General features: G+C 69.5%; 17 protein-coding genes and 2 pseudogenes. 7 read left to right on the forward strand and 12 right to left on the reverse strand.

Going from position 1 to position 24259, the window contains the following annotated elements; translation table 11 throughout:
- Positions 1-8: 8 nt before the first annotated feature.
- From ACX6XY_RS25800 to ACX6XY_RS25810, 3 genes are all read right to left on the reverse strand, one after another.
- Positions 9-158 (reverse strand): hypothetical protein, encoded by a 150-nt coding sequence (locus ACX6XY_RS25800; protein WP_460335460.1) that lies wholly within the window; start codon positions 156-158, stop codon positions 9-11.
- Positions 158-520: a hypothetical protein gene (locus ACX6XY_RS25805; RefSeq protein WP_460335463.1), complete on the reverse strand. Its 363-nt coding sequence runs from the start codon at positions 518-520 to the stop codon at positions 158-160. The genes ACX6XY_RS25800 and ACX6XY_RS25805 overlap by 1 nt, the downstream gene beginning before the upstream one ends.
- Positions 521-684: 164 nt before the next feature.
- Entirely contained in the window at positions 685-7023 is a 6339-nt protein-coding gene (locus tag ACX6XY_RS25810; RefSeq protein WP_460335466.1) for an RHS repeat domain-containing protein, read from the reverse strand.
- Positions 7024-7420: 397 nt separating this feature from the next.
- Here ACX6XY_RS25810 and ACX6XY_RS25815 point away from each other — a divergent pair, with 397 nt between their 5' ends.
- Entirely contained in the window at positions 7421-10609 is a 3189-nt protein-coding gene (locus ACX6XY_RS25815) for an FG-GAP-like repeat-containing protein (protein ID WP_460335469.1), read from the forward strand.
- 100 nt (positions 10610-10709) lie between these two features.
- Here ACX6XY_RS25815 and ACX6XY_RS25820 read toward each other — a convergent pair whose 3' ends face one another.
- The 3 genes from ACX6XY_RS25820 to ACX6XY_RS25830 form a co-directional block, all read right to left on the reverse strand.
- Entirely contained in the window at positions 10710-11063 is a 354-nt protein-coding gene (locus ACX6XY_RS25820) for a hypothetical protein (protein WP_460335472.1), read from the reverse strand.
- A 135-nt stretch (positions 11064-11198) separates the two neighbouring features.
- Entirely contained in the window at positions 11199-15530 is a 4332-nt protein-coding gene (locus ACX6XY_RS25825; RefSeq protein WP_460335475.1) for an nSTAND1 domain-containing NTPase, read from the reverse strand.
- Positions 15527-15910: a CU044_2847 family protein gene (locus tag ACX6XY_RS25830; RefSeq protein ID WP_460335478.1), complete on the reverse strand. Its 384-nt coding sequence runs from the start codon at positions 15908-15910 to the stop codon at positions 15527-15529. The genes ACX6XY_RS25825 and ACX6XY_RS25830 overlap by 4 nt, the downstream gene beginning before the upstream one ends.
- A gap of 503 nt (positions 15911-16413) precedes the next feature.
- On the opposite strand from ACX6XY_RS25830, the gene ACX6XY_RS25835 reads away from it, so the two are divergent.
- A complete protein-coding gene (locus ACX6XY_RS25835; RefSeq protein ID WP_460335481.1) occupies positions 16414-17538 on the forward strand; it encodes a C40 family peptidase in 1125 nt (374 codons plus the stop codon).
- A 99-nt stretch (positions 17539-17637) separates the two neighbouring features.
- Here ACX6XY_RS25835 and ACX6XY_RS25840 read toward each other — a convergent pair.
- Positions 17638-17901: pseudogene (locus ACX6XY_RS25840) on the reverse strand (winged helix-turn-helix transcriptional regulator); the annotation flags it as partial.
- A gap of 96 nt (positions 17902-17997) precedes the next feature.
- Between ACX6XY_RS25840 and ACX6XY_RS25845 the strand changes: the two are divergent.
- The 4 genes from ACX6XY_RS25845 to ACX6XY_RS25860 all read left to right on the forward strand — a co-directional run bounded on the left by ACX6XY_RS25845 (position 17998) and on the right by ACX6XY_RS25860 (position 19868).
- Positions 17998-18879 (forward strand): NAD(P)-dependent oxidoreductase, encoded by an 882-nt coding sequence (locus tag ACX6XY_RS25845; protein WP_460335484.1) that lies wholly within the window; start codon positions 17998-18000, stop codon positions 18877-18879.
- Positions 18880-19017: 138 nt separating this feature from the next.
- The gene (locus tag ACX6XY_RS25850) at positions 19018-19302 is read left to right on the forward strand and encodes a type II toxin-antitoxin system Phd/YefM family antitoxin (RefSeq protein WP_460335487.1); all 285 of its coding nucleotides are present in this window, start codon (positions 19018-19020) and stop codon (positions 19300-19302) included.
- Positions 19299-19556 carry a Txe/YoeB family addiction module toxin gene (locus ACX6XY_RS25855; protein WP_460335490.1) on the forward strand — a complete coding sequence of 86 codons (258 nt, stop codon included), beginning with the start codon at positions 19299-19301 and terminating at the stop codon, positions 19554-19556. The genes ACX6XY_RS25850 and ACX6XY_RS25855 overlap by 4 nt, the downstream gene beginning before the upstream one ends.
- A 42-nt stretch (positions 19557-19598) precedes the next feature.
- On the forward strand, positions 19599-19868 hold the full coding sequence (locus ACX6XY_RS25860; RefSeq protein ID WP_460335493.1) for a hypothetical protein: 270 nt from the start codon (positions 19599-19601) through the stop codon (positions 19866-19868).
- A 22-nt stretch (positions 19869-19890) separates the two neighbouring features.
- Here ACX6XY_RS25860 and ACX6XY_RS25865 read toward each other — a convergent pair.
- The 4 genes and pseudogenes from ACX6XY_RS25865 to ACX6XY_RS25880 form a co-directional block, all read right to left on the reverse strand.
- Positions 19891-20540, reverse strand: a pseudogene (locus tag ACX6XY_RS25865) (IS5 family transposase); the annotation flags it as partial.
- A gap of 181 nt (positions 20541-20721) precedes the next feature.
- The gene (locus ACX6XY_RS25870; RefSeq protein WP_460335496.1) at positions 20722-21702 is read right to left on the reverse strand and encodes a hypothetical protein; all 981 of its coding nucleotides are present in this window, start codon (positions 21700-21702) and stop codon (positions 20722-20724) included.
- Between the two features lie 251 nt (positions 21703-21953).
- On the reverse strand, positions 21954-22199 hold the full coding sequence (locus ACX6XY_RS25875; RefSeq protein WP_460335499.1) for a DUF397 domain-containing protein: 246 nt from the start codon (positions 22197-22199) through the stop codon (positions 21954-21956).
- Positions 22196-23005, reverse strand: coding sequence for a helix-turn-helix domain-containing protein (locus tag ACX6XY_RS25880; RefSeq protein ID WP_460335502.1), 810 nt, complete (start codon positions 23003-23005; stop codon positions 22196-22198). The genes ACX6XY_RS25875 and ACX6XY_RS25880 overlap by 4 nt, the downstream gene beginning before the upstream one ends.
- 95 nt (positions 23006-23100) lie before the next feature.
- Here ACX6XY_RS25880 and ACX6XY_RS25885 point away from each other — a divergent pair, with 95 nt between their 5' ends.
- Entirely contained in the window at positions 23101-23619 is a 519-nt protein-coding gene (locus ACX6XY_RS25885) for an ATP-binding protein (RefSeq protein WP_460335505.1), read from the forward strand.
- Here the strand turns inward: ACX6XY_RS25885 and ACX6XY_RS25890 are convergent.
- Positions 23510-24208 (reverse strand): LuxR C-terminal-related transcriptional regulator, encoded by a 699-nt coding sequence (locus ACX6XY_RS25890; RefSeq protein ID WP_460335511.1) that lies wholly within the window; start codon positions 24206-24208, stop codon positions 23510-23512. The two genes, ACX6XY_RS25885 and ACX6XY_RS25890, sit on opposite strands and share 110 nt — an antisense overlap.
- Positions 24209-24259 lie beyond the last annotated feature (51 nt).

A 24259-nucleotide genomic window follows, 5' to 3' on the forward strand; every position in this document is an offset into this window, starting at 1 on the left:
CGCGTCACTTACCCACGAGCCCTGGTCATGAAGATCTTGAGGGCGCCGGACAGGGCGAGGGCCGCCAGCCCCAGAACCACGAGGGTGTCGTCGCCCCTGGCGGCGGCGGCCAGCGCTCCGGCGGTTCCCGCGACGGTCATGATCAGTCCGGCGAGCATCAGAAGTCCTCGAAATAGACGGAAAGAGCGATGAAGAGCGGCACCATATACGCGACCACGCGGTAGGCGAGAGCCCGAGCCTCCTTTTTGTAGTCGGAGCCCCGTCCCTCCGACTCCGCGCGGACGTATGCGGCGGTCTCCTTCCTCTTCCCCCAGGGGGCGCAGGCCAGGGCGACGACAGCCCAGATGTAGTACGCCATGGCGACCTGCGGAGACCAGTCGCGGAGTGCGGCCGTCGCCGCCAGAATGCCCAGGGGCGCGAAACAGCCGATCAGTACCTTGATCCGAAAGGAACGATTCGGCATCAGCGGCATCCACACCGCCGCGAAGCAGGCCGCGGCCACCAGGCAGACAGCGAGCATCCCTCCCACCGGAATATCACTGAGCCGCATGCGCCTTACCTGCTTTCCATCCGCTGCTGTTTGCTGGTCACTAGCTGTCAGTCACTAGTGACTGGTTACCGGTCTGTGGCGCACGGGTGGCCCGTGCGCCACAGACCGGTATTCCTCACCTCAGGTGGGCTGGCTCACCAGTGAGTGGCCCCCCAGAGATTTCCGGGGGCGTCCGCCATGAAATGCGCTCCGGCGGTCCACGCGTTCTGCGATCTCGCCGAATAGACCCTGCCGGTCATTCCGACGAAGGACTTGGCCTTGCCGTGAGCTGGCATCAGGCTTCGCAGGCCGCCGCCGGCGACCGATCCTATCCGCGGTCCGGCGACCCTGGCGACCGCTCCGCCGATGACCTTGCCCGCACCGCCGCCTGCGATGGCCAGCGCGGTGCCCACCAGCGCGGTGCCCGCGTTCTTCATGTCACCGCTGGCCGCGTACAGACCCGCGCTCGCCACTCCGGTGGCCAGGGACGCGGCGCCGAGCGCGGCCCCGAGTTGCGGGGCGAACGGTGTGACGATCGACGCCGCGACACCGAGCCCGGTACTGACCTTGCCCAACACGCTCGCGGCCTTGGCGGCGGTTTTCTTCCACTCGCCTGACGTCACCCATTTCTTCGCACTGGACACGCCCTTCTTGGTCGCTTTCCAGGCCTTGCCAGCGGCTCTCTTGACGCTCCGGGCTTTTCGCTTGACGTACTTGGCCGTTTTGACCGCGTACTTCTTGACCGCCCGTACGGTGCGTTTCACGACCTTTCTGGCGACCTTGGCCACCCTCTTGGCGGCCCGCTTCACCTTCTTCGCGACCTTCTTGACGGTCCTCGCGACCTTCTTGACGGTCTTCTTGACCTTCTTGACTACCCTCTTGGCCTTCTTGACGGTCTTCTTGACGACCTTCTTGGCCTTGTTGTAGCCCTTCTTCAAGGCCTTCGTGATCTTGCCGAAGAACAGGCCGTCCGGGTCGGAGAAGGTGACCGGGTTGTTGTTCGCGTAGGCGTAGGCGTTCATCCGCTGCGACTCGCTGAAGTCGGCCATCGGGTCAACGCTGAGGAACCGGCCCAGGTTCGGGTCGTAGGCGCGTGCGCCCAGCTGGGTCAGACCCGTGCCGTCCATGGTGCCGTTGACGAAGCCCTGGTCCACCGGCCACAGGGCGCTGACCGTGCCCCGCTCCGCGCCGAACGGGTCGAGCGAGCGGTGCGTGACCTCCTGCGTCGTGGCGTCGATCGCCGTCGTCCCCGAACCGTGGTGGTCGGTGAAGAGGAAGACGAGGTCTCCGCCCGTGCGGACCGCGACGGTCTCGCCGTCGAAGTCGTAGTAGCGGGTGCCCGTCTTCTTGCCGTCCGGTTGGAGCTTCAGCTCGTTGCCGCCGGGCAGATACAGCGTGGCGCCCTGGCCGTCCTTCCTGATCAGCCGGTTGCCCTCGGCGTCGTAGGTGTAGCTGGTGGTGGCCTTGCCCGGCTCCTCGACCGTGGCGAGCTGGTTCTCCGCGTTCCAGGTCAGCGTCTGGTCGCGGCCGCCGGCCTTGCGGGTGACGGTGTTGCCCGCCTCGTCGTAGGTGAAGGAGTCGGTCGAGGTCGCCTTTCCGCCCCTGGTCGTCTCGACCGAGGCCAGCGCGGTCGGCCCGCCCTGGCCCGCGCCGGACCCGCCGTAGCCGTAGCCCCGGACGGTGTCCTCGCCGCCGCTGATGTCGTGGCGGGTCTCCTCGGTCCGGTTGCCCAGCGCGTCGTAGCTGTACGACGTCCAGTACGGCTTCGGGCCGCCGACGTTCGCCGTGGACGGGCCAGCGGCGCAGTCGTCGGTCGAGGTCCACGCCTCGGTCATCCGCTGCAGCGCGTCGGTGACGAAGCACTGGGTGTCGGTCTGCCGCGCCTCGCCCTGGCCGGTCAGCGTCTTGATGCGCGTGACGTTGCCCGCCAGGTCGTAGGTGTAGTGCGTGTCGTCGACCCGCTGAGGCGCCATCGTCCGGTCGGTCGTGACGCGCAGCAGCTCACCGGTGTGCTCGTCGTAGGACCAGCTGCGGTACAGGCGGCGCGCCCGGTCGTTGTACTCGGTGCGCTGCACCCGCCCGAAGGCGTCGTACGCGGCCGAGTTGACCAGGATGCGGCCGTTCGCGGTCAGCCCCTGCGCCTCGTCGTCCGAGCCGTAGCGGGTGACCACGCGCTCCGCGGGCAGGTCGCCGATCGCGGGCTGGACGATCTGCGTCAGCAGCCCGGTCTGCTTGTTGTAGGAGAACCTCCACTTGTACGTGCCCGCCAGCTCGCCCTCCGATGAGGGAATCGTGACCTCGAGCCCGGTGGCCTGGTAGTCGTCCGTCACGCCGGTGACCCGCTGCACGTACGCCTGGCCGTCCACATAGCGCCGGGCCTCGGCGAACTCGCCCTTGGCGACGGTGTCGTAGGTCCACTCCGACAGCGTGGTGGAACCCCGCTTGACCGAACTGGTGCGCCCCAGCGCGTCGTAGCTGGTGGTCAGCGTGACGCCTCGGGCGTCGGTGCTGGTCACCGGGCGGTCCATGACGTCGTATGTGACGGTGCTGACGCCCTGGTCCGGGTCCTCGGTCTTGATCTGGCGGCCTCGCGCGTCGTAGGTGAAGACGCGCTCGTTGCCCTTCGGGTCGATGACCTTGGTGAGGTGCCCCTTCTTGTCGTACGCGTAGCGCACCGACTGGGAGGCCGTCCTGGCCGCGTTGGTGTACTCGATCACCTCGACGGTGCGCCCCAGGGCGTCGGTGACGGTGGTCTCCGACTTGCCGCCCTTGGGGGCGATGGCGGTGGTGTGGTTGCCGTCGTAGACCAGGGTGGAACGCCGGGTCTCCGTGCCGTACTTCATGGACACGGCGGCCGTGGGCCGTCCCGCGCCGTCGAATTCCGTGCGGAGCACCGCGGGCGACTTGGTGTCGTCGCCGGTCACCAGCTTCGCCTCGGGCTCACCCGTGGCGTAGTAGTCGTCGAAGGTCTTCCACTGCAGGCCCCGCGAGTCGTACTGCGACTCGGTCAGCAGCCTGCCGGTGCCGGTCGCCGACGGGGTCTGGGTCTGCCGCTGGCGCAGCATGCCGTCGTACAGCACATAGCTGGTCTCGGTCGAGCCGTCGCCCCGCGGCTGCGTGGTGGTGATGGCGGCGGGCTCGGTGCGCGAGATCCGGTAGGTGTACGCGGCCGACGGCGAGTCGGGGTACGTCGCCTTGGCGCGGCCCGGCTCCCACACCTTGGACACCCGGCCGAGCGCGTCGTACGCGATGTCGGACCGCTTGCCGTTGGCGTCGGTCTCGGCGACGGCGACGCCGCGGCGCGGGTCGAACTCGGTGGTGAGGGTGTGCTTGAGCTGGTTGCTCACGACGGTCTTGGTCACCGGGCCGGTGGCCGGGACGTATGTGGTGCTCGACGTGCCGCCTTCGGCGTCCTTGACCGAGACCGGCCGCCCGTACGCGTCGTACGACGTGGTGGCGGCCGTGATGAAGCCGGTGCCCTTGCCGTCGATCTCGTCCTGGCGGGTGGCGTTGCCCTTGGTGGGCGCGGCGCCCAGGGTGCCGCTGCCGTCGTAGTACGTACGCGCTTCGCTCGTCACCGCGCCGGGAGAGGCGCAGGTGCCCGCGGTCGTCTTCGCCGAGGCCGTCAGCTCCAGGATGTTCGCGCCCTTGTTGCGGGCGTACGTCATCGTGGTGCAGGACTCGTCGCCGGTCTTGGCGACGTCGCCGTGGTCGGTCTCGGCGGCGAGCATGCCGTACGCGTCGAAGGTCCGCTCGGACTTGGTGCGCTGCCAGCCTCCGCCCTTGAGCGGCTGGCGGTCGGTCTCCTCCTTGACGTCCGTCATGTACGCGGTGAGCGCGGGCAGGCCCGGCCTGGCGCGGCTGGCCGTGGGGCCCTTGCGCCAGGGGACGGTGGTCTCTTCGGAGAGCAGTTCGCCGTTGGCGTACGTGGCCGTGGCGCGCCGCACGCCCCGGTGGGCGGGGTGGTCGGCGACCTCGTTGCCCTCGAAGTCCGCGACCTTGGCGCCCGCGATGCCGCGGAAGTAGCGGGTGCGGCTGTCGAGCCTGGGCCCGTCGGCGCCGTTGCCGACCTGGGTGCGGACCTCGCCGTAGCCGCGGAAGTCGCTGTACGTGCGGTGCTCGGCCTTGGTGAACTCGGCCTCGCTCTTGGCCCAGGCCGCGCCGCCCACGTAGGTGTAGTCGGTCTGCTGGGTCGGCGAGCCGCCCACCAGGTCGTTCTCCAGGATCCGGGTGACCACGTACTTGTGGAACCAGTCCTTCACCGGCTTGTAGTCGGCGGCCGGGGAGTCGGCCGACGACCAGTAGACCGGGTAGCACCGCTTGGTGTTGGAGGCCTCGTCGGGCAGGTTGCCCGGAGTGCACTCGGGCACCGAGTAGGTGACGCCGATGGTGGAGCCGGTCTCGGTGTTCACCTGGCGGACGCGGTAGCGGACGATCGGCGGGACGCCGTCGCCCGTGGTGTCCACGCGGTTGGCCAGCTGCTGCCCCAGGAAGGTGACTTCCGGGAGCTTGATCGGGGTGTCACCGGTGTGGCCGGTACGGGTGATGCCCGCGAGCCACAGCGCGGGCGTCGAGCCGTCGCCGGGGTCGGGGAACTGGTGGCGCAGCTGCCAGCTGTCCACGGTCTGGTAGCCGGAGCCGACCAGGGCCTTGGTGGTGATCTTGGTGAGCCGCTTGGTGGTCCAGAACGTCGGGGCGATCTTCGACTTGCAGTCCTCGCCCTTCTTGCACTGCTGGTCGACGGGGACGTCGGGCCAGCGCTTGGCGTTCGCCTTGGTCATCTTCGCGGGCGCGCAGTCGAAGGAGGAGTTCGGCAGGCAGCGCTCGGCGACGGTGAACTCCACCTTCGCGGCGGCCGCGTTGGCGGCGTAGACGTCGCTGGCGCGCAGACCGTACTCGATGCGGGTCGGGTGACCGCCGCGCGTGTACTTCGTGACGGTGCCGAGGCCGGTGTAGGGGCTGGCGTTGCGCGCGTAGTAGTTGGTCTCGGCCGCGTAGTAGTACGCGGTGGCGTTGGCGTTGGTGTCGACGACGTAGTCGAGGTTCCAGCGCCAGGCCTGGTTGCAGGACGAGTCGGCGAAGGAGCTCTTGTGGCAGGGCTCGCCCGACTGGTTGCCGTAGACCGGCACGGTCCAGGTGGAGTGGGTCTCGGGCTTGCCCGACGACCAGCCCGGCAGCCGGTTGTAGCCGAAGTGGTACTGGGTGCCGTCGGTGGTGGTGATCCGCCAGTACTCGCCGTCGTCGTCACCGTTGCCGCGGGCGGTGTCCTTCAGCCGCTCGATGCGGGTGCCGTCGTCGTCCTTGAGCTTCCAGGTCTTGGTGCTGTCGTCCCTGACCAGCTCGTGGGACTGGCCGTTGAGCGACATGGTGGCGTTGTCGCTGCCCCAGCACAGGTCGCCGTTCTTGGCCTTGTTGTTGCCGTCGGTCATGTCCGCGTTGCACGACTTGTGGCGGCGCTCGATGTAGTTCTCGGTCAGCGACCAGCCGTCGCCCACCCAGTTGGACTGGTTGTTGGTGGCGGCGGTACGGCCGTCGAGGGCCTGCGAGCTGTAGCTGAGCCCCAGTGCGGGCTCCAGGCTGCCGGGCGCTTCGGGCGTCTGGATGTCGTACGCCCAGGTGAAGCCGCCGGACGAGTCGCCCGCCGCCCAGTGTCCGGTGGGGCTGAGCGGGGTGGCCGTGTAGTCGCCGCCGCCGCCCGAGGGCCCGGCGGTCGCGGCGAGCATGGTCACGCCGCCGTCGGCCGTCCCGGACATGGTGCGCGGGCCGTCCGGCCGCTCGGCGGTGGCGTCGACCGGCACGTCGGCGGTCAGCGTTCCCGCGTCGGTGTCGTTGTCGGTGGCCAGCGGCTCGGCGGGCTGGGCACAGTCCTCGGCCTTCTCGCCCTTCTCGCCCTTCCCGGACTTCTTGGCGTCCACGGACTTCAGGGCGCAGTCCGGGAGCTGGACGAAGGAGAGCCGGGACGCCCAGTCCGCGCCGTAGGCCTGCGCGAATCCGGAGTAGTCGAGGGTGAGGCGGACCTTGGCGTCCGCGCCGCCTCCGTGGCCCTGTACCGCGACGACGACGCCGTCGACCCCGAGCTTCTCGGTGGTCTCGCGGTCGAGGATCCGGACCTGGGCGCTCTCCGGCGCGGCCGTGTCCTCGCCCTTGGCACTCTTCGCGCCCTTGGCACTCTTCGCGCCCTTCGCGTCCTTCGCGTCCTTCGCGTCCTTGGCGCTCCCGGCGTCCTCAGCCGCGCCGACGGACACGGGCAGCTTGCCCACCCGCCGCTGCTCGCCGCGCTTCTGCGGGATCTCCGCCTCGCCGCTGGCCGCCGCGGGCCACTTCGCCTCGGGCGCGGCCGCGCGCCGCGCGTCCCGCGCGGCGTCGTCCCGGCCCCCCGCCTTCTTCGCGGTGACCTCGGAGACCGGAACGGGCTTGACGTCGTCCTGCTTCGGCAGCGACAGACGGCCCATCGCCACCGCGAAATCGGTCCCCAGAATTCCCGTGGCGACCACGGTCGCGGTGGTGGCCGCCGTGGCCCTGGCCCACCGTCGTTTGGCTATAGGTGGCTTTCTCCGACGCGATTTCGCGGCGGCGCCACGCAAGGGATTCAACAATGTCCCGCCCCCTGTGAGTTGAAAACAACCCGGAAGATTACCCGGACTTGATGCCGGACAAGTCGGACTTGACGGACAAACGACTCAAGAGCATTTCCCGCACGGAAAATGTTTCCGACATGTGATCAAAGGGCCCCGCATGTCAGGTCAGAGCGGGGGCGTTTACTCTTCTCTCCGATCTGATGATGATGCGCGGCGCGACAATCCGCCGCGCGCACGCATTCCCGAGCCGAGGAAATTCCCGACGGCCCGTCAGGAATGCGGGGAGGGGAGAGTTTTGAGGAAGAGACCACCATTGGGCGGCATAGCGAGCGGGGGGCTGCGCCGACTCGTCGCCTGCGCGGTCGTCATCGGCCTGGCGGGGGCCGTCGCCCCCGCCACCGCGTCCGCCACCACATCCGCAGCCGCGGACAGCGCCCCCGAGGTCGAGCGCCCGGAGACCGAGCGCGCCCTGGAGCGCGCCGCTGAGACCGGCCGGCGGGTGGAGGTCCTCTCGGAGCGAACGGAGTACTCCAGCACGTTCGCCGACCCCGAGGGCACCTTCACGCAGGAGACCCACACCGTCCCGGTCCGGGTCCGCCAGAACGGACGCCTGGTCGACGCCGACCCGACGCTCGTACGCGGCAAGGACGGCGTCGTACGCCCCAAGGCCACGGCCGTGGGCATCGAGTTCTCCGGCGGCGGCAAGGCCGGCGACACCACCATGGCCACCATCGCCCGCGACGGCCGCAGCATGGCGCTGGACTGGGACCAGACCCTCCCCGCGCCGACGCTCGACGGCGACACGGCGACGTACGCCGAGGTCCTGCCCGGCGTCGACCTCAAGCTGCGCGCCAGCGTCACCGGCTTCCAGCAGCTGCTGGTCGTCAAGAACCGCAAGGCGGCCGCGAACCCCCGCCTCAAGCGGCTCAGCTACGCGCTGAAGCCCGAAGGCGTCAGCACCAAGACCGACAAGGCCGGCAACCTCACCGCCGTCAACCCGGCGGGCCAGAAGGTGTTCACGGCGCCGACCCCGATGATGTGGGACAGCTCCGGCGCCGCCGCCGAGCCCGCGCCCAAGGGACTCCGCTCCGCCGGCGAAGCGCTCGCCGCACCCTCCGCGCGTTCCGCACCCTCCGCACCCTCCGCGCGCTCCGCCGCTCCGATGCCGCGAACCGGATCGGGCACGGGACCGGGCTCGGGATCGGGCTCGGGATCGGGCGCGGGATCGGGCGCGGGCCCGGCCGTCGGATCAGGCGTCGACGAGGAGGGCTTCGTTCCGGCCGTCGGCGCCAAGGAAGCCCCGCTGCCCGCCGCCGTCAAGCGCGGCAAGCTGGAGCTGACGCCGGACCAGGAGCTGCTTTCCGCGCCCGACACGGTGTACCCGGTGCACATCGACCCGTACGTCTCGGGCGGCCGCAACAACTGGGCGGCGGTCGCGAAGAAGTACCCGACTACCGCCTTCTGGAACAAGAGCGACAACGTCGCGCGCGTGGGCTACGAGTCGGACACCGGCGGCACTTGGCGTTCGTTCTTCACCATGGACGCCCGGAAACTGCACGGCAAGACGATCACCAAGTCCACGTTCCGAATCAAGAACAGCCATTCCTGGTCCTGCACCAAGAAGTGGGTCGGGCTCTACCTCACCGGCACTATCAATTCCTCCACCACCTGGAACAAACAGCCCAGTTGGAGCACCAGGCAGGACAGCGTGACCGCCGCCAAGGGCTGGTCGTCCTCCTGCCCGGCCGGAAACCTGGAGTTCTCCACGCTCGACGCGGCCAAGAAGGCCTCGGCGAAGAAGTGGAACACCATCACACTGGGCCTCAAGGCCAGCGAGAGCGACACCTTCGGCTGGAAGAAGTTCGACGCCAAGACGGCGGTGATCTCCACTCAGTACAACTCGCCGCCCGCCGCGCCCTCCAGCCTGGACACCATTCCCAGTACGAAGAACAGCGCGGGCTGCGGCGACACCGCCCCGTACGGCCTCATCGGTGACACCGACATCTACCTGACGGCCAAGGGCAGCGACCCGGACGGCGGCACCGTCAACGTCAAGTTCCATCTCTGGGCGACCGGTCACCACCCCAATTCCGACCCGAACGGGGTGATGATCGTCAACAAGATCGTCCCCGTCACCTCGGGCGCGGTCGCCAAGCTCAAGGTCGCCAAGTCGACGCTGCTGCCGCATCTCGGCACCGCGAAGGGCAACTTCTCCTGGAAGGCACAGGCCAACGACGGCTCGCTGTACTCGGACTGGACGCCCACCAAGGGCGCGCCCGGCTGCCGCTTCGTCTTCGACCCCGAGCGTCCCAGCACCCCGCCCACGGTCAGCTCCACGGAGTTCCCGGACGGCGAGGACGGCTGGCCGGTGGACACCGGTGCCGTGCGCACCAAGGGCGCATTCCGGATCACCCCCGGTGAGGCCAAGGACGTCGCCTCGTACGAGTACTGGTCCACGCTCGACTCGACCGTGCGCACCCTCACGCCGTCCACGCTGAACGGCGGCGTGACCGTCGAGCTGACCCCGGCCAAGGCGGGCTCCCATTACCTGTTCGTGCGCAGCCTCGACCGCGCGAAGAACAAGTCCGACCTCAAGGCGTATCTCTTCTACGTCAACGGCGCGGCGGTCCCGGACAAGCCCGGCGACCTGAACGGCGACGGCCACCCCGACCTGTGGGCCGTGGACGGCGACGGAACCCTCCGGCGCTACTTCGGCGACGGCGCGGGCAACGCCGTACAGGCCAGCGAGGCGGCCTCGGCGGCCGGAAACTACCGGGACGCCAAGACCACCCGCCGCGGCGACTGGACCGACGACGGCATCGAGGATCTGCTGGTCCTCGCCCCCGACGCCACCGAGCGGCGCGACCGGATGTGGGTCCACGCCAACGACGGAGCGGGAGCCGTCGACACGGGCGACATCCGCGAGCTGAACGTCTGGGAGCCGGAGAACGACCACTGGCAGGGCGCTGACCAGATCCTCGCGATCGGCGACGTGGACGGCCCGCTGGACACCGACGGCGACGGCGTGATCGGCCCCGACGACCGGCCGGGCCACCCCGATCTGCTGGTGAAGCAGGGCGACCAACTCTGGCTCTACTTCGGTTCGCCGTCCGGCTACCTGGACGAGTACCTGGAGCAGCCCCCGGTGCTGATCGGCGACGGCGGCTGGTCGGGCTACGACCTCGCCGCGCCGGGCGACGCCAGCGGGAACGGGCGCGTCGACCTGCTCGCCCGCTACAAGAGCAGCGGCGAGCTGTACCGCTACACCGGCACCGGACCGAACGGCGAGGGCCTCGCCGTACGCGCCGACCGCGCCCAGATCGGCACGGGCTGGACGACGACGAACCGCCCGCTGGTCACCTCGGTCCCGGACGTACTGGGCGACGGCAACCCGTCGATCTGGTCCGTCGACGCCTCCGGCAACCTGCTGTTCTACCCGAACATCCAGGGCAGCGGAAACAAGATCGGCACCGGCCTGTCCGGCTTCAGATCCCTGAACTGACGCCGCGCTGACCGACGACGGCTGCCCTTCCGAGGGCAGCCGTCGTCGCATCCCACCCGACCCTCAGGCCCGGGTCTCAGGTCCGGCCCCAGGCCCGGCCTCAGGTCCAGACCGTGGCGATGAAGATGTTCGCCACGGTCAGCGCGCCGACCGCGCCGAACATCGACTTGTCGACGCTCTCCTCGTCGCGCTTCACGTACACCAGCGCCAGGATCACGATCAGCACCGCCATCTTCACGGCGATCTTGACGTTGTTGACGGAGTTGTCGTCGGCCTGGTTCAGACCGACCAGCACGACCCCGGTGACCAGCATGGTCAGCGCCCCGTGCAGCATCGCGGGCGTGAACCGCGCCGCGCCCGCGCTCATCGCCTTCATCTGCGTCAGAAAACCGCCGAGCAGCGAGGCGATGCCGATGATGTGCAGACCGACGAAGACATTGATCAGTACGTCCATGAGGTGGAGCCTAGTGAAGTGCGCCCCCTCCTGGCCGAACGGGGCTGCACCATCGCGCCCGGCCATCGGCTGCGTACCGAGCGCCGCCGCGAGCACATGCGCGAAACGCGCCACCCCCAGCCATGCACGGGCTCGTTAGGGATCAGGGCAGACCGAACGCGCCGATACTTGCAAGGGAAGGCGGTCTTGCACGTCGGTGGTGAAGGTGCGGTAGGCGATGGTGCGGCACAGCTCGCGCTGCCACTGGATCGGGTCGAGGGTGAGTGGAGCGCCATTGCCGCGCTCGTCTGCGTAGATCACGGTCCTTCCGTCTTTCGAGACATCAACGAACGAATACGGGTACCAGGAGCTGGAACTGCTGGAGGCGACACGGCCGAAGTTGTAGAAGTCGAGGTAGCGGTGCTCCTCGATGTCGTAGGTCTGCACAGTGCTGTTGGCGGCCATCACAAAGCGGCCCTCGTGGTCGAGGAAGCGGCCTGCGCCGCCGAGGAACTCGCTTGGCGTCACTGCTTTCCTGGAATCCATGGCGACGCCGCGCAGCGGGCCCATCTCCTTGCGGAGCGGGTCGCGCCGCCATAGCTCGACGGCATCCGCGTCGCGGGTCAGAGCGAAGTAGCGGCCGGTGTCGTCGAACTGGATGTTCTGGGCATCGTCGACCGTCTTGACCGTCGAGGCCGTACGGCCTGTGGTCAGGTCAACGATTCGGACGACGGGATCGTCTGCGACGAGCACGGCCACATGGTTCGCCTCTGGGTAGCTGCTGACGGCCAGTTTCGGCACATCGCCGGTGGTCTTGGGGCGGAAGACCTCGGCGTCGAAGTGCGCGCGCATTGCGCCGGTGCTCGGGTCCCACTGCTGCACCCTGGTGCCCGAAACGGTCACCAGGTAGCCAGCTCGGTCGAAAAAGTAGTCGAAACCCGTCCACTTGGGATCCCTCTTGGGATCGTCGAGATCCGGTTCGGGCGGCTTGGCGGTGGATATCCGTGCCGTCTCGCGGAAGGTGGAGACCTCACGGACTGAGACGGTGTTCCTCCCCTGGCGGCTGGCGAAGGTCCTGCCGTTGTGGCTGAGCCTGATCGGGCTCTTCCCTCCGTCCCAGTACGGCTTGGGGCGGGGGACCTCGGCGAGCAGCCGGTCGCTGGACACGGACCGCAGCTGCAGCTGGGAGCCGTCCCGCAGAACGGTGATCGTCTTGCTGCCGTCGTGGGTGAGCACCTGCTTTCCGACGTCAAGTATCCCAGGGGACGGGGAGAATGCGGTATAAGCGATGCTCATACCGCTGTACCCAACGGCATGCAGCTTTCCACCGATCGACACCAGCTCCTCGAGCGGGATGTCGGATGGTCTCGGCACCGCCCGGGTGACCAAAGCGCCCCGGTCCAGGTCCACCAAATGCAGGGTGGTGGACCCAGAGCGCGTGCGGCTGAGGGCGATCCGGTGCCCCTTCTCGTCGGTGGCCGCCATGTTGCAGTCGAAGCCCCCCTCGTCGCGGTAGGGGCGCCCCTGCGGGGTGCCGTCGGCGACACGATGAAGGATGTAGTCGGACTTGCCGCTCTGGTGGTGGCAGGCCACTGCCCCTGTCCGGTCGCCGGAGACCAGCAGGGGGGCATTCGAATCCTTCACCACGGTCCGGCTCGCCCCCGTGTCCAGGTCGACGGACACCAAACGCCATTTGTACTGCTCGGGATCCTTGGTGGTGGTGCCGTTCTCCGGTTGGGGCTCGTTCATCAGTAGGGAACGGTTGTCCGGGCCGAACCAGATCACGGGCTCCAGGGAGGGCGGCGAGGGCAGCGCGCCGCCGACAGTGCCGTCGTCCAGGTTCCACCACACCAGACGTCCCTTGCCCTTGGCGTTCATCGCTCTGGCAGCAATCATCCGTCCGTCTGTCGAGAACGCGGCCCTGCCACCTTGTGAACGAGGCCCCACCCCCCGCACTTTGGGAAGCTTGTGCACCGGACCGGCGATCTGCTCCGCGTCCGCGTTCACGTCGAACCACGAGACGGTTCCGTCGAGTGCGACGAAACCGGCCCGGCGCCCGTCCCCGGAGACCATGACGTCTTGCACCTTCACGTTCTGGGCCACCATTTCGCTGCGCACCCTGCCCTTGGCGGCGTGCACGAAAACCATGAGCCCGCCCAGCCTGTCCTGAGCCACCAGCACATCGCCGTCCCGGCTTGCCACCAGCCATCTGATATTCCCCGGCACCCCGGAGAGCACACGGGCCGAGCTCCCGTGGGTCACGTACTTCCGCAACAGTTCGTTACGCGCTTCCTGCGTCGGGGAAGCCTGATACGCGGCGATGGCCAGGAGCACCGACTGCGCCGGATCGTAGAGCTCCTCGTTCTGTGCCGCCTGGGTCAGCGCGCGGGAGTTGGCGATCGCCTCACGTTCCTGGCTCTGCCCGCGCGCGTACAGCCAGAGCCCTCCGAAGACCAGCGCCAGCGCGATGACGATGGCGAGCCCGGAGACGAACGCCCGCCGTCTGCGGGTCCGCGACCGTCGATGGCGTCGCCCCCGCTCCAGGTAGTCGCGTTCGGCCTCGCTCAGGTCGGTGCCGCGCTCGCGCAGCCACCGCTGGGCACCTGCCAGCGCGAGGTCGGTCGGCAGGAGCTCGGTGGCACGTTCGCCACGCTCCCAACGGTCCATGTCGTGCCGCAGTGTCTCCCGCCAGGCCAGGAACGAACGGTCCTCCTCAGCCCAGCCGCGCAGCTTGCCCCAGCCACTGATCAGTGCCTCGTGTGCGAGCTCCACGGTTTCGACGCCTTCGGCGCTGCGGCCCGTGACGAGCAGCCGGGTGGCTGCGAGCCGTTGCGCGACTCGCCACTCGTCCGCGCCGAGCTCCGAGCAGGGCACGGTGCGCAGTGTCGCCGCCGCTGCCCCTATCGGCACCCGTATGAGCTGGGTGAACAGCCGCCGGGCAGCCGCTTCGTCCGCTGCCGGGACATATTCCGTCCAGACCTGGTCGGCATGGTCACCCAATGCACCGGTAACACCGCCGAGTTCCTCATACGCCTGGTGTGTCAAGAGGCCGCCGCTCTGCCGCTGCCACAGCAGATCGAGGGTGAAACCGAGCAGAGCCAGGGCGCCGGCGTCGCTGCCGATGTCTGCCAGGATGCGGTCGACCAGGTGGGGCTCGTAAGACACGCCGGGAACGTCATCGACCGGCACCGTGATGATGTCCCGGAGTCCCTCGGGACCCATCGGACCGAGGGCGTAGACCTGTCGGCTGAGGGCACGCCCGAGGCGGGGATGGGCGAGGGCCGCCTCAAGGAAATCGGCCCGCAGTGTGGTCAGCACCCTGACCGTACCCGGCAGTGTGTCGCCGAACAGGACACCGGCCAGTTCATCGACGGCTGCGGGTGCGAGCGCCAGCAGTTCCTCGAACTGGTCGACCACAATGAGCAGTTGACGGCTTCGGTGCCGGTCGAGCAGTGGGGGCACGACATCGGCCAGCCCGTTGTCCGCGGCGAGCCTGCCGACCAGGGCAGGGATCCGCTCCAGCCGCTGCGTCGCGGACGTCTCGGGTTCCAGCAGCGGCAGCAGTGCGGCGGCGAGGGCGGACAGCGGACTGCTGCCGGAGCCTGGCCGCATGACGACCGCCGAGGTGCCGGCCTCCCTCAGCCGCGGCAGCACCCCGGCCATGGCCAGCGACGACTTACCCGCGCCGGAGGGACCGACGACGGTGGTCCACTGTGCGCCAGGCAGCATCCCGACAAGCTCGTCGGTCTCCGTTCGCCTGCCGTGGAAGACCGGCGCGTCGGCCTCCCGGAACGCCGACAGGCCCCGGAACGGCGACGGAGGCAGGGCCAGGCCGCGCAGCTCGGGCCAGGCCTCCAGCAGACCGTCGGTGGGGATCAGATAGCTCACTGGGGGCTCGTCGACCTCGGCCACCGCCACCATGCCAACCACGCCGACGAGCTTCTCGTCCCACACAGGACTGCCGCTGAAGCCTCTGGAGACGCGGTAGCCGTTCTCGGCCAGATCGGCCTGCACCCATCCGTTGGCCTGCCGCGCCCGCAGCACGCCGGAGTGCCACACCCCTCCAGCCCGCCCGGTGGGGAAGCCGAAGGCCCGCGCCGGGTGTCCCCATACGTCCTGCGCCTCAGCCAGCCGGATCGGGCGGCCGCCGGGCAGTGAAGCGCTCAGCCGCAACACAGCCACGTCCCCAGTGCCGGACGACTGCGCCGGCACCCAGTGTTCAACGCTGGCCGTGACGCCTTGCCCGCCCGGTCCGGATGCAGGCAGTAGCGGCAGGTCGACGTGGAGCCGTGCGGAGGTGGCAGGCACGGCGTCCTCCGGAGTGCCGAGCGCTGCGGACACTACATGGGCGCAGGTGAGGGCCAGTTCGGTGGTCACCAGGAATGCCAGGCCCACAGGCTCGCCCTGTGCGGTGCGGATCCGCAGTACGGCCGCGTCGAGGGCTTTCGGCCCGGTTCCCTCCACGGTGCCGGGGGTTAACGGCGTCACCGCGCAGGCTCCGATGGTGGCGCGGGTGCGGTGGAATCGGAGGCACCGGCTGACGATCTGTGCCAGGTAAGCGTGACATTGAAGTTGGCCTGGGCCGCCGTGCTGGAGATCACCACATCCGCCTCGGCGGTAAGAGACACTCCGAACTCGACGCCAATCTCGTCGGGTGCGTCCACCATGCCGCGAAAGCCCTCGACGAAATTCTGCGCCACCGGCCGAACCCCGGCCAGCATGTCGCTCAGAGACCTCGTGGCTCGTGCCACGACCTGTCCCGGCCGGGCAACCTGGACCAGACCGTCTCCGGCCTGCTCGATCTGGACTTTCACAATCTCCGGCGGTCCGCCCGCCACAGTGACCGGTAGCTCCACGAGATACGCCATGCCTCCCCCTTCGCAGCTTCCCCGTCCCACTGCGGGTGTCCCGCCTGCCCAACGTACCCCGCTGGCCCCGCAGCGTGAACCTTTCCCCAGACGCTGGGCAGCGAGAACGTACAGCACCGTGACGGGGCCGACAGCGACGGTCTCACCGTCGACGCCGACCGCCGCCTAGCCGGGCCCTTACCACGCCACGGCGGCCAGGTGGGCCCCGTCAGGGCCATCGGTCACCTCGGCGCACAACGCCCGCCCGCGCCCGTCACACTCGGAACCCAGTCGGTCCCATCCAGTCACCGCTTCACGCATTAGCACTACTTACGCACAATCACCGGCCCGCTCCCGGATCGCGGGGCTAGCGTCCCTCCCCAGGTGACCGGCTCCCCACCGCCGACCGGACCGCCCCGGACGGCAGTCGGTCACCCCCGCCGAAAGGTCCGGCGGCGTCCCGCTCCCCTGTGCGGGCCGCCGCCGGATGCGTACGTAGGGATACATAGGGAGACGACGACTCCGTGGCCGCTCATCGCAAGCCCAAGCAGTCCCCGCTCAACGGCGCCACCGCGCGCACCGCCCTCACCCTCGCCCTGGCCGGAGCCGCGAGCGCCACCGCCTTCGAGGGCGCGTCGGTCGCCGAGCCCCGGCTCACCCCGGCCCAGGTGAAGGCCAAGGTGGACAAGCTGTACCAGGAGGCGGAGATCGCCACCGAGAAGTACAACGGGGCCACCGAGAAGGCCACGGCGGCCCGGCGCGAGGTCGACGCCCTCCAGGACGAGGCCGCCCGCAAGACCGAGGAGCTGAACGACGCCCGTACGGCACTGAGCTCGGCCGCCACCGCCCAGTACCGCACCGGCGGCGTCGCCCCCGCACTCCAGCTCGCCCTCGCCTCCGACCCGGACGACTACCTGGAGCGCGCCGCCCTCGCCGACCGCGCGAGCCTGCGCCAGGCCGCCACGATCACCGGCGTACGGAAACAGCTGCGCGCGGTCGACCGCCTGCACACCAAGGCGGACGGCCGCCTGCGGGAACTCCGCGCCCGCCAGGCCGAACTGAAGCGCCACAAAGCCACGATCACCAACAAGCTGGACAAGGCCAAGCGTCTCCTGAGCCAGCTGACCGCCGAAGAACGCGCCCGCGCCCTGGAGGCGCGCGCCGCCGCGGACCGAGCGCGCGCCGCCGAGCCCGCACCCCAGCGCACCCCCGCGCCCACGCCCGCGCCCTCCGCTGCGGCGAAGCCCGCCGCGCCCCCCGCCGCGCCCCGAGGCGGCACAGCGGCCCCCGCCCCCAGCTCCTCCCGCACCGCCCAGGCCATCGCCTACGCCCGCAACGCCGTCGGCAGCCCGTACGTCTGGGGCGCGACGGGCCCGAATGCCTTCGACTGCTCGGGCCTCACCCAGGCCGCCTATCGCTCGGCGGGCGTCTCCCTGCCCCGTACGACCTACACCCAGGTCAACGCGGGCCGCCGCGTCTCACGCTCCGAACTCGCCCCCGGCGACCTGGTTTTCTTTTACTCCGGCCTCAGCCACGTAGGCCTCTACATCGGCAACGGCCAGATGATCCACGCCCCCAACCCGAGCAGCCCGGTCAAGGTCTCCCCCATCAGCTCCATGCCGTTCGCGGCGGCTACCCGAGTGGTCTGACGAGCCTGGCCCCGTTCCCGCACGGGAACCGGTCGGCCGCTCACGCCCCCACACGGCCAACGGCTCAAGCGCCTCGTTGAGGCGCTCACCGGCCTCGGTCAGCGAGTACTCGACGCGGGGCGGCACCTCGTCGTAGGAGACGCGGTCCACGACGCCGTCCGCCTCCATCTCGCGCAGGTGGGAGGCGAGCACCTTCTCAGTGACCCCTGGGAGCAGTCGGCGCAGCTCGCCGAAACGGCGGCGAGGTCGCTCGTGCAGCGTCCAGAGGATCAGCACCTTCCACTTGCCGCCGATCACCTCTATCGCGGTTTCGACCCCGCAGGATTGTTCGCCTGATGCACCCGGCCGGTTCAGCGTTGCCATGCCCCGCCCTTCTGACCTGCTCGCTCACCCTGAAGTAACCACCCACTCGGAAGTGCGTACTTGATCACCTCCGGGCCCTCGGCCAGCCTAATCGACATGACACAGAACGCCGTTGAGAAGACCCCCGTCACCCTGCTCGGCCTCGGCGCGATGGGAACCGCGCTGGCCCGCGCCTGGCTTGCCGCAGGCCACCCGCTCACCGTCTGGAACCGCACCCCGGCCCGCGCCGCGGCGCTCGCCGCCGAGGGCGCGAGGGTCGCGGACAGCGCCGCCGCGGCAGTCGCGGCGAACCCCCTGGTCGTCGTCTGCCTGCTGGACGACGCGTCGGTCGAAGAGACGCTGACCGGCGTCGACCTGACCGGCCGTGACCTGGTCAACCTGACCACCAGCACCCCCGCCCAGGCCCGCGCCCGCGCCGAGTGGGCCCGCGAGCGCGGCGCCCGTTACCTGGACGGCGGGATCATGGCGGTCCCGCCGATGATCGGCGTCCCGGAGACCGGCGCCTACACCTTCTACAGCGGCTCGCGGGAGCTGTTCGAGCGGTACCGGGACGTGCTCGGCGTCCCGGACGGCACCACCTACGTCGGCGAGGACGCGGGCTTCGCCGCCCTGCACGACGTGGCCCTGCTCAGCGCCATGTACGGGATGTTCTCCGGGGCCGCGCACGCCTTCGCCCTGATCCGTAAGGAAGACATCGCCCCCGCGTCGCTCGCCCCGCTGCTCGCCGACTGGCTGACCGCGATGGCTCCGGCAGTTCACCAGACCGCCGAACAGCTGCGCAGCGGCGACTACGCCAAGGACGTCGTCTCCAATCTCGCGATGCAGGTGGCCGCCACTCCGACGATCCTGAGCACGGCCGAGGAGCAGGGCGTCAGCACGGACCTGCTCAGCCCGTACTTCGAGCTGATGCGCCGCCGCCTGGCCAAGGGCAGCGGCGAGGAGGACCTGACGGGCGTGATCGACCTGCTGGTGCGCTGACTGAACGCTCGGCGACCCGACCCAGAGTGGCCTGACCGACCCCCTCGCACCAGCCGTACCAGTCGTACCAGAAATCCGTACCACTCAGACGCCAAGAGCGGTACGATGATCCCGTACCACTGACGAGAGGGGAGCCCGATGGCCATAAGCGCCAGCGACGCCCGCGCCCGCCTGTTCCCGCTCATCCAGCAGGTCAACGACGACCACGAGCCGGTGGAGATCGCGTCCAAGAACGGCGACGCCGTCCTGATGTCCGCCGACGACTACCGCTCCTGGCAGGAGACCGTCTACCTTCTGCGGTCCCCGGCCAACGCCGCCCGCCTCATGGCCGCCGTCGCCGATGACAAGGCAGCCGACACCCCCATGGTCACCAAGACCCTGGAGGAGCTGGAGGCCCTGACGGAAGGCGAGCCCGATCGGTGAGGGACGTGAGGTTCCGCCCCAGCGGCTGGGACGACTTCCTGCACTGGCAAGCGACCGACAAGAAGCTGTTCCGTAGACTCGTCCGCCTCATCGGAGAGGTCCAGCGCGACCCGTTCGGCGGCATCGGCAAGCCCGAACCCCTGAAAGGCGACCTGTCCGGCTACTGGTCTCGCCGCATCGACGACGAGCACCGCCTCATCTACCGGGCCACCGAGAAAGAAATCGTCATCCTGAAGGCCCGCTACCACTACTAAGAGGTCGTTGCATCTGGCGTCGGTCGGTAGGGTGTGGTCGAGATGAGCGTGGAAGACAAGACCGAGACCGCTTGCCGGATCTGCGGGTACGACGTTGGCGAAGCGGTGTTCAACGAGTACGGCGTGCCGCAGTACGTCATCTGCCCTTGCTGCTACAACGAGTCCGGCATCGGCGATGACAACGTGTCGCAGGTCCGCGAACTACGTGGATTCTGGGTCGCCAATGGCGCTCAGTGGCACGACCCAAAGGTCCGGCCGGCCGGCTGGGACCTGCTGAAGCAGCTCTCCAACATTCCGCCCGAGTGGCGCTGACCTGGTACGTGTGCAGGTGTAGCTACCTTGCGAGTCGGCGGTAGCAGATGAGGGCGGCGGCGATGCCGACGAAGGCGAGGAAGTGTTCGGCCCCGCGCTCGTAGCGGCGGTGCAGGCGGCGGAAGCCGCCCAGCCAGCTCACGGTGTGCTCGACGGTCCACCGATGCCGTCCCAGGCGGGTTGAGAACTCGATCCCTCGGCGGGCAATGCGGGGTGTGATGTTGCGGGAGCGGAGCCATCGGCGCAGGTGGTCGTAGTCGTAGCCCTTGTCCGCGTGGAGTTTGGCGGTACGGCGCCGCCTGGGGCCGCGGCGCGAGCGGATCGGCGGTATGTCCCGGACCAGGGCTTCAAGTCCCTGGCTGTCATGGGTGTTCGCGGCGGAGATTCCGATGGAGAGGGGCAGACCGGTCCGCTCGGTGATCAAGTGGATCTTTGATCCTTTCTTGCCCCTGTCTACAGGATTCGGGCCTGTCAGGTCCCCCCTTTCACCGCCCGCATGTTCACCGAGTCGATCGCGCACCGCGACCAGTCGAGGTCGCCGTTCGAGCCGAGTTCATCGAGGACCAGGCGGTGGAGCTTGGCCCACACTCGGGCCTCGCTCCACTCGACAAAGCGTCGGTGCACCGTCGACCACGACGGTCCGAACAACTCGGGAGTCTGCCGCCAGCGGCAAGGATCGGGACGATGCGTCCGTGACGGGGAGACGAGTCGGCCAACGTGACCCGGATCGCCTGACCGCCGACATCAGCACGCACGCGCTCACCCCGCCGATCCGCCACGTCCACGATGACGTTGGCGAGGTCCCGGAGCTGGTAGTAGGCGCTCGTCTCTTGCGGCTCAACCGGCTGCGCGCTCATACGCCCCTCGCACTTCGCCCAGTACCCGCCAGAGTGCCGCGCAGCCGGTCCGTGCGCTCGCGCACGTCAGCGGCGTCGAGTCGCGCACGCGCGGCTGGCGACGCGGGCCGTCCTGCGGCCGGGTCCGGGGCCGTACGGCACGCGCGGCACAGGCCGCCCGGCAGGGCGGCCGGGCTGCCGGGGACGCCGCAGTCGGTGCACTCCAGCAGCGTGCGAGACGCACCGGCCGCTGGCAGCTCGGGCGGCATCTTGCTGGTCAGCCGCCGGTGCGCGAGGGCGCGCGGAGAGTGGACCGGCTCGGGGAGCCCGGCCGTGAGCGCCTGTACGAGCTGGCCCGCGCTGGCCCCCCGCGCGAGCCACTCGGCGGCCAGCTCTTCCAGCGCCGCGCAGTCCGCTGCGGACAGCGCCATACGGGGCTCGGCGCGGCCGACCCGCGCGAGTGCGGCGTACGCGGCCGACGGCTGCGGCGTCGGATCCTGCGGCTTCGGATCCTGCGGCGCGGGCCGCGCGTGCTGCCGCGTCTCGGCGTCGGCCTGCCGCTGCGGGGGCGGGGGCGGGGGTGGCGGCGACAGTGACGGTGACGGCACGTCACCGTCGATGACGCGCGACCACCATGCGTCATCCCGTGCGGTTCGGGACCAGAACGTGTGGAACACCCACCGCGTAGTCCCGTCCGCCGTCTCGGCACGTCGACGCACCCGGCGCAGATGCCCGGCCGCCGACAGCTCGTTGAGCGCGGTACGGACGGCCTGCTGACCGTAGAGCGGGATCGCCTTGGCGAGGGTTTTGGCGTCCATCGCTGACCCCTCGACCAGCCGGTCGAGGAACCCGGCGACGTACGCGGCACGCGCGGGCAGATGGCCGAACTCGCCCGGCCGACGGGGCTCTTGATCAGGCGCGGAGCGCTTCCCGAAACCGGGGTTGGCCATGGGGTGTACGGACGCGGGCAGGGGCGCGTTAAGGTCTTCGGAAGCCACGGGATCGCTCCTGACGATCTTGAGGTCAGACCCCGGTCGGTGCGCTAACACCCGCCGGGGTCGCTTGTTGTGGCGAACCTAGAGCCTCGCGACACCCCGTGGCAATCCGATCACCAATAGTCATATCGGCTGGCACGCACGCGCGTTGGTAAGGGAGGGAGGGTGGTCACACCCTCTCTAACTACCCACCCATTCCACATAAAGGGAGCTCGACTCTCGACCCCCGAACCTCGAAGCTCAAGCCCCGACTGTCAGACCCCCCGCGCGTGCGCCACGAACGCGCCCCAGGCGTCGGCGGCCACGGCGAACTGGGGGCTTTGAGCCCCAAGCTTCGAGTCCCGGACATGCACGGCGTGCGGGCAGGCGGCGACTTCGAGGCAGTCACTGCCTTCGGTGTCGCTGTAGCTGGACTTCCGCCAGGCGTAGGCGACTTCGAGGCAGGCACTGCCCGACGAGTCGCTGTAGCTGGACTTGAACCACGACAGCTGGTTGCTCACAGCTCCTCCGCCACCTTCCTGATGAACCGGGCAGACTCCTCAACGCTGAGCGCCTGCATGCGGATCATGCCATAGCGTTGGGTGAGGATGCTGAGCTTGCCTCCATCGCCGTAGAGTGCACCCGTCTCTTGCCCATCCACGAAGGCACACCGCTCGTGTTCAGCGGTCTCCACAAGCACCATCGGCCCGTTGAGTGCCGCAGCAGGCGCAAGGGCGAAGGGCAGAACCTGAATCGACAGGTGACGCCGCTTGCCCACCCCCAGCAAGTGGCCGAGCTGGCCCTTCATGACCTCATCACTGCCCACCATCGAACGCAGCGCCGCCTCGTGGATCACGTAGCTGAAGTGCGTTGGCGGCCTGCTGGTCAGCTTCTCCTGCCGCTTCAGTCGGGCTGCCACCCGCTCAGCCACCGTCTCTTCGTCCAGAGCAGGGCAGTTGTCGTCGAACAGTTCCCGCATGTACGCCTCAGTCTGGAGCAGGCCAGGGATGAGCAACGGCTCGTACCACTGGATCGTGATCGCCTCGGCTTCGATCAGCACGTACTCGCGCGCACGTTCAGCGAACGGCTCCGGCTTCAGATGCTCATGCGCCGCGCGCAACTTCCCACCCGCGCCGCACAACTGATCCGCCACCTGCAACAACCGCAGCGTCGGCCGTCTGCGGCCGTTCTCCATGGACTTGACGTACTCGTAGTCATAGCTCGCCTCGTCGGCGAGCGACTGGCGGCTCACCCCCGCGTCCGCGCGCCAGAGCTTGATCTGGCTGCCGCAGTAACGCCAGGCCGGCTGAGAGTTCCCCTCGGTCACGGCACCCCACCTCTCAGGTCCACGACGGGTACAGGAACCCTCTGTACCCGTGTGGCTACTCACCCACGGTAGGGCGTGACCAGCACGCTTTGCCCGTGAACGAGCGAACTCCCCCTCCCCCGCGTGACATCGAGTGGCGACTGTCGCGGCACCCGCGCAGCGTGGGCCTGGTCCGGGCGCTGCTGCGCGAACAGGCCAGCGCGTGGAAGCTCCCGGACGAGGTGACCGACACCGCCGAACTGCTGCTCAGCGAGCTGACGACGAACGCGTACCGGCACGCCACGGTCTCGCCGGGCCGGGAGATCTGGGCCCGGTGCGCACTCGCGGCGGACCGGCTCCGCGTGGAGGTGTCCGACGCGAACGGGACGCTTCCGCAGCCCCGTCAGGCCGCCCCGGACGACGTCTCCGGCCGGGGCCTGGCCCTGGTCGCCGCGCTCGCGGACGCCTGGGCCGCGGAGCCACGCGCCTGCGGCATCGGCAAGACGGTGTGGTTCGAGCTGCGGCTCACACCAGACGGCGGGCCGTGGCCCACCGAGTCAGCTCGTGCCGGTTGGAGAGCTGAAGCTTCCTCAGTACGGCCGAGACATGGGACTCGACCGTCTTCACGGAGATGAAAAGCTGTTTGGCGATCTCCTTGTAGGCGTAGCCGCGGGCGATCAGGCGCAGGACCTCGCGTTCGCGCTGGGTGAGGCGGTCCAGGTCCTCGTCGACCGGCGGGGCGTCGGTCGAGGCGAAGGCGTCGAGGACGAAGCCCGCCAGCCGGGGCGAGAACACCGCGTCGCCTTCCTGGACGCGGAAGATCGAGTCGACCAGGTCCGTGCCGGTGATCGTCTTGGTGACGTAGCCGCGCGCGCCGCCGCGGATCACGCCGATCACGTCCTCGGCGGCGTCGGAGACGGAGAGGGCCAGGAAGCGCACGGCGTTCTCGGGCGCGGTCATCAGGGAGGCGCAGCGGCGCAGGACCTCGACGCCGCCGCCGCCCGGCAGGTGCACGTCGAGGAGGACGACCTCGGGTCTGGTGGCGGTGATGACGGAGACCGCCTGGTCGACGTCGGCCGCCTCGCCGACGACCTCGACGCCGGTGCGCTCGGTCTGGCCGATCTCGGCCTGCACGCCCGTACGGAACATCCGGTGGTCGTCGACGAGCACGACCCGCACCCGCCGTCCGGGCCCGGACGCGCCCTCGGCGTCCGCGCCCGCCACAGCCGCGCCGCCCGCCTCCGCACCGCCCGGCGCGGCCGAGCAGGGTGGCCA

Source organism: Streptomyces sp. O3 (assembly GCF_054788135.1).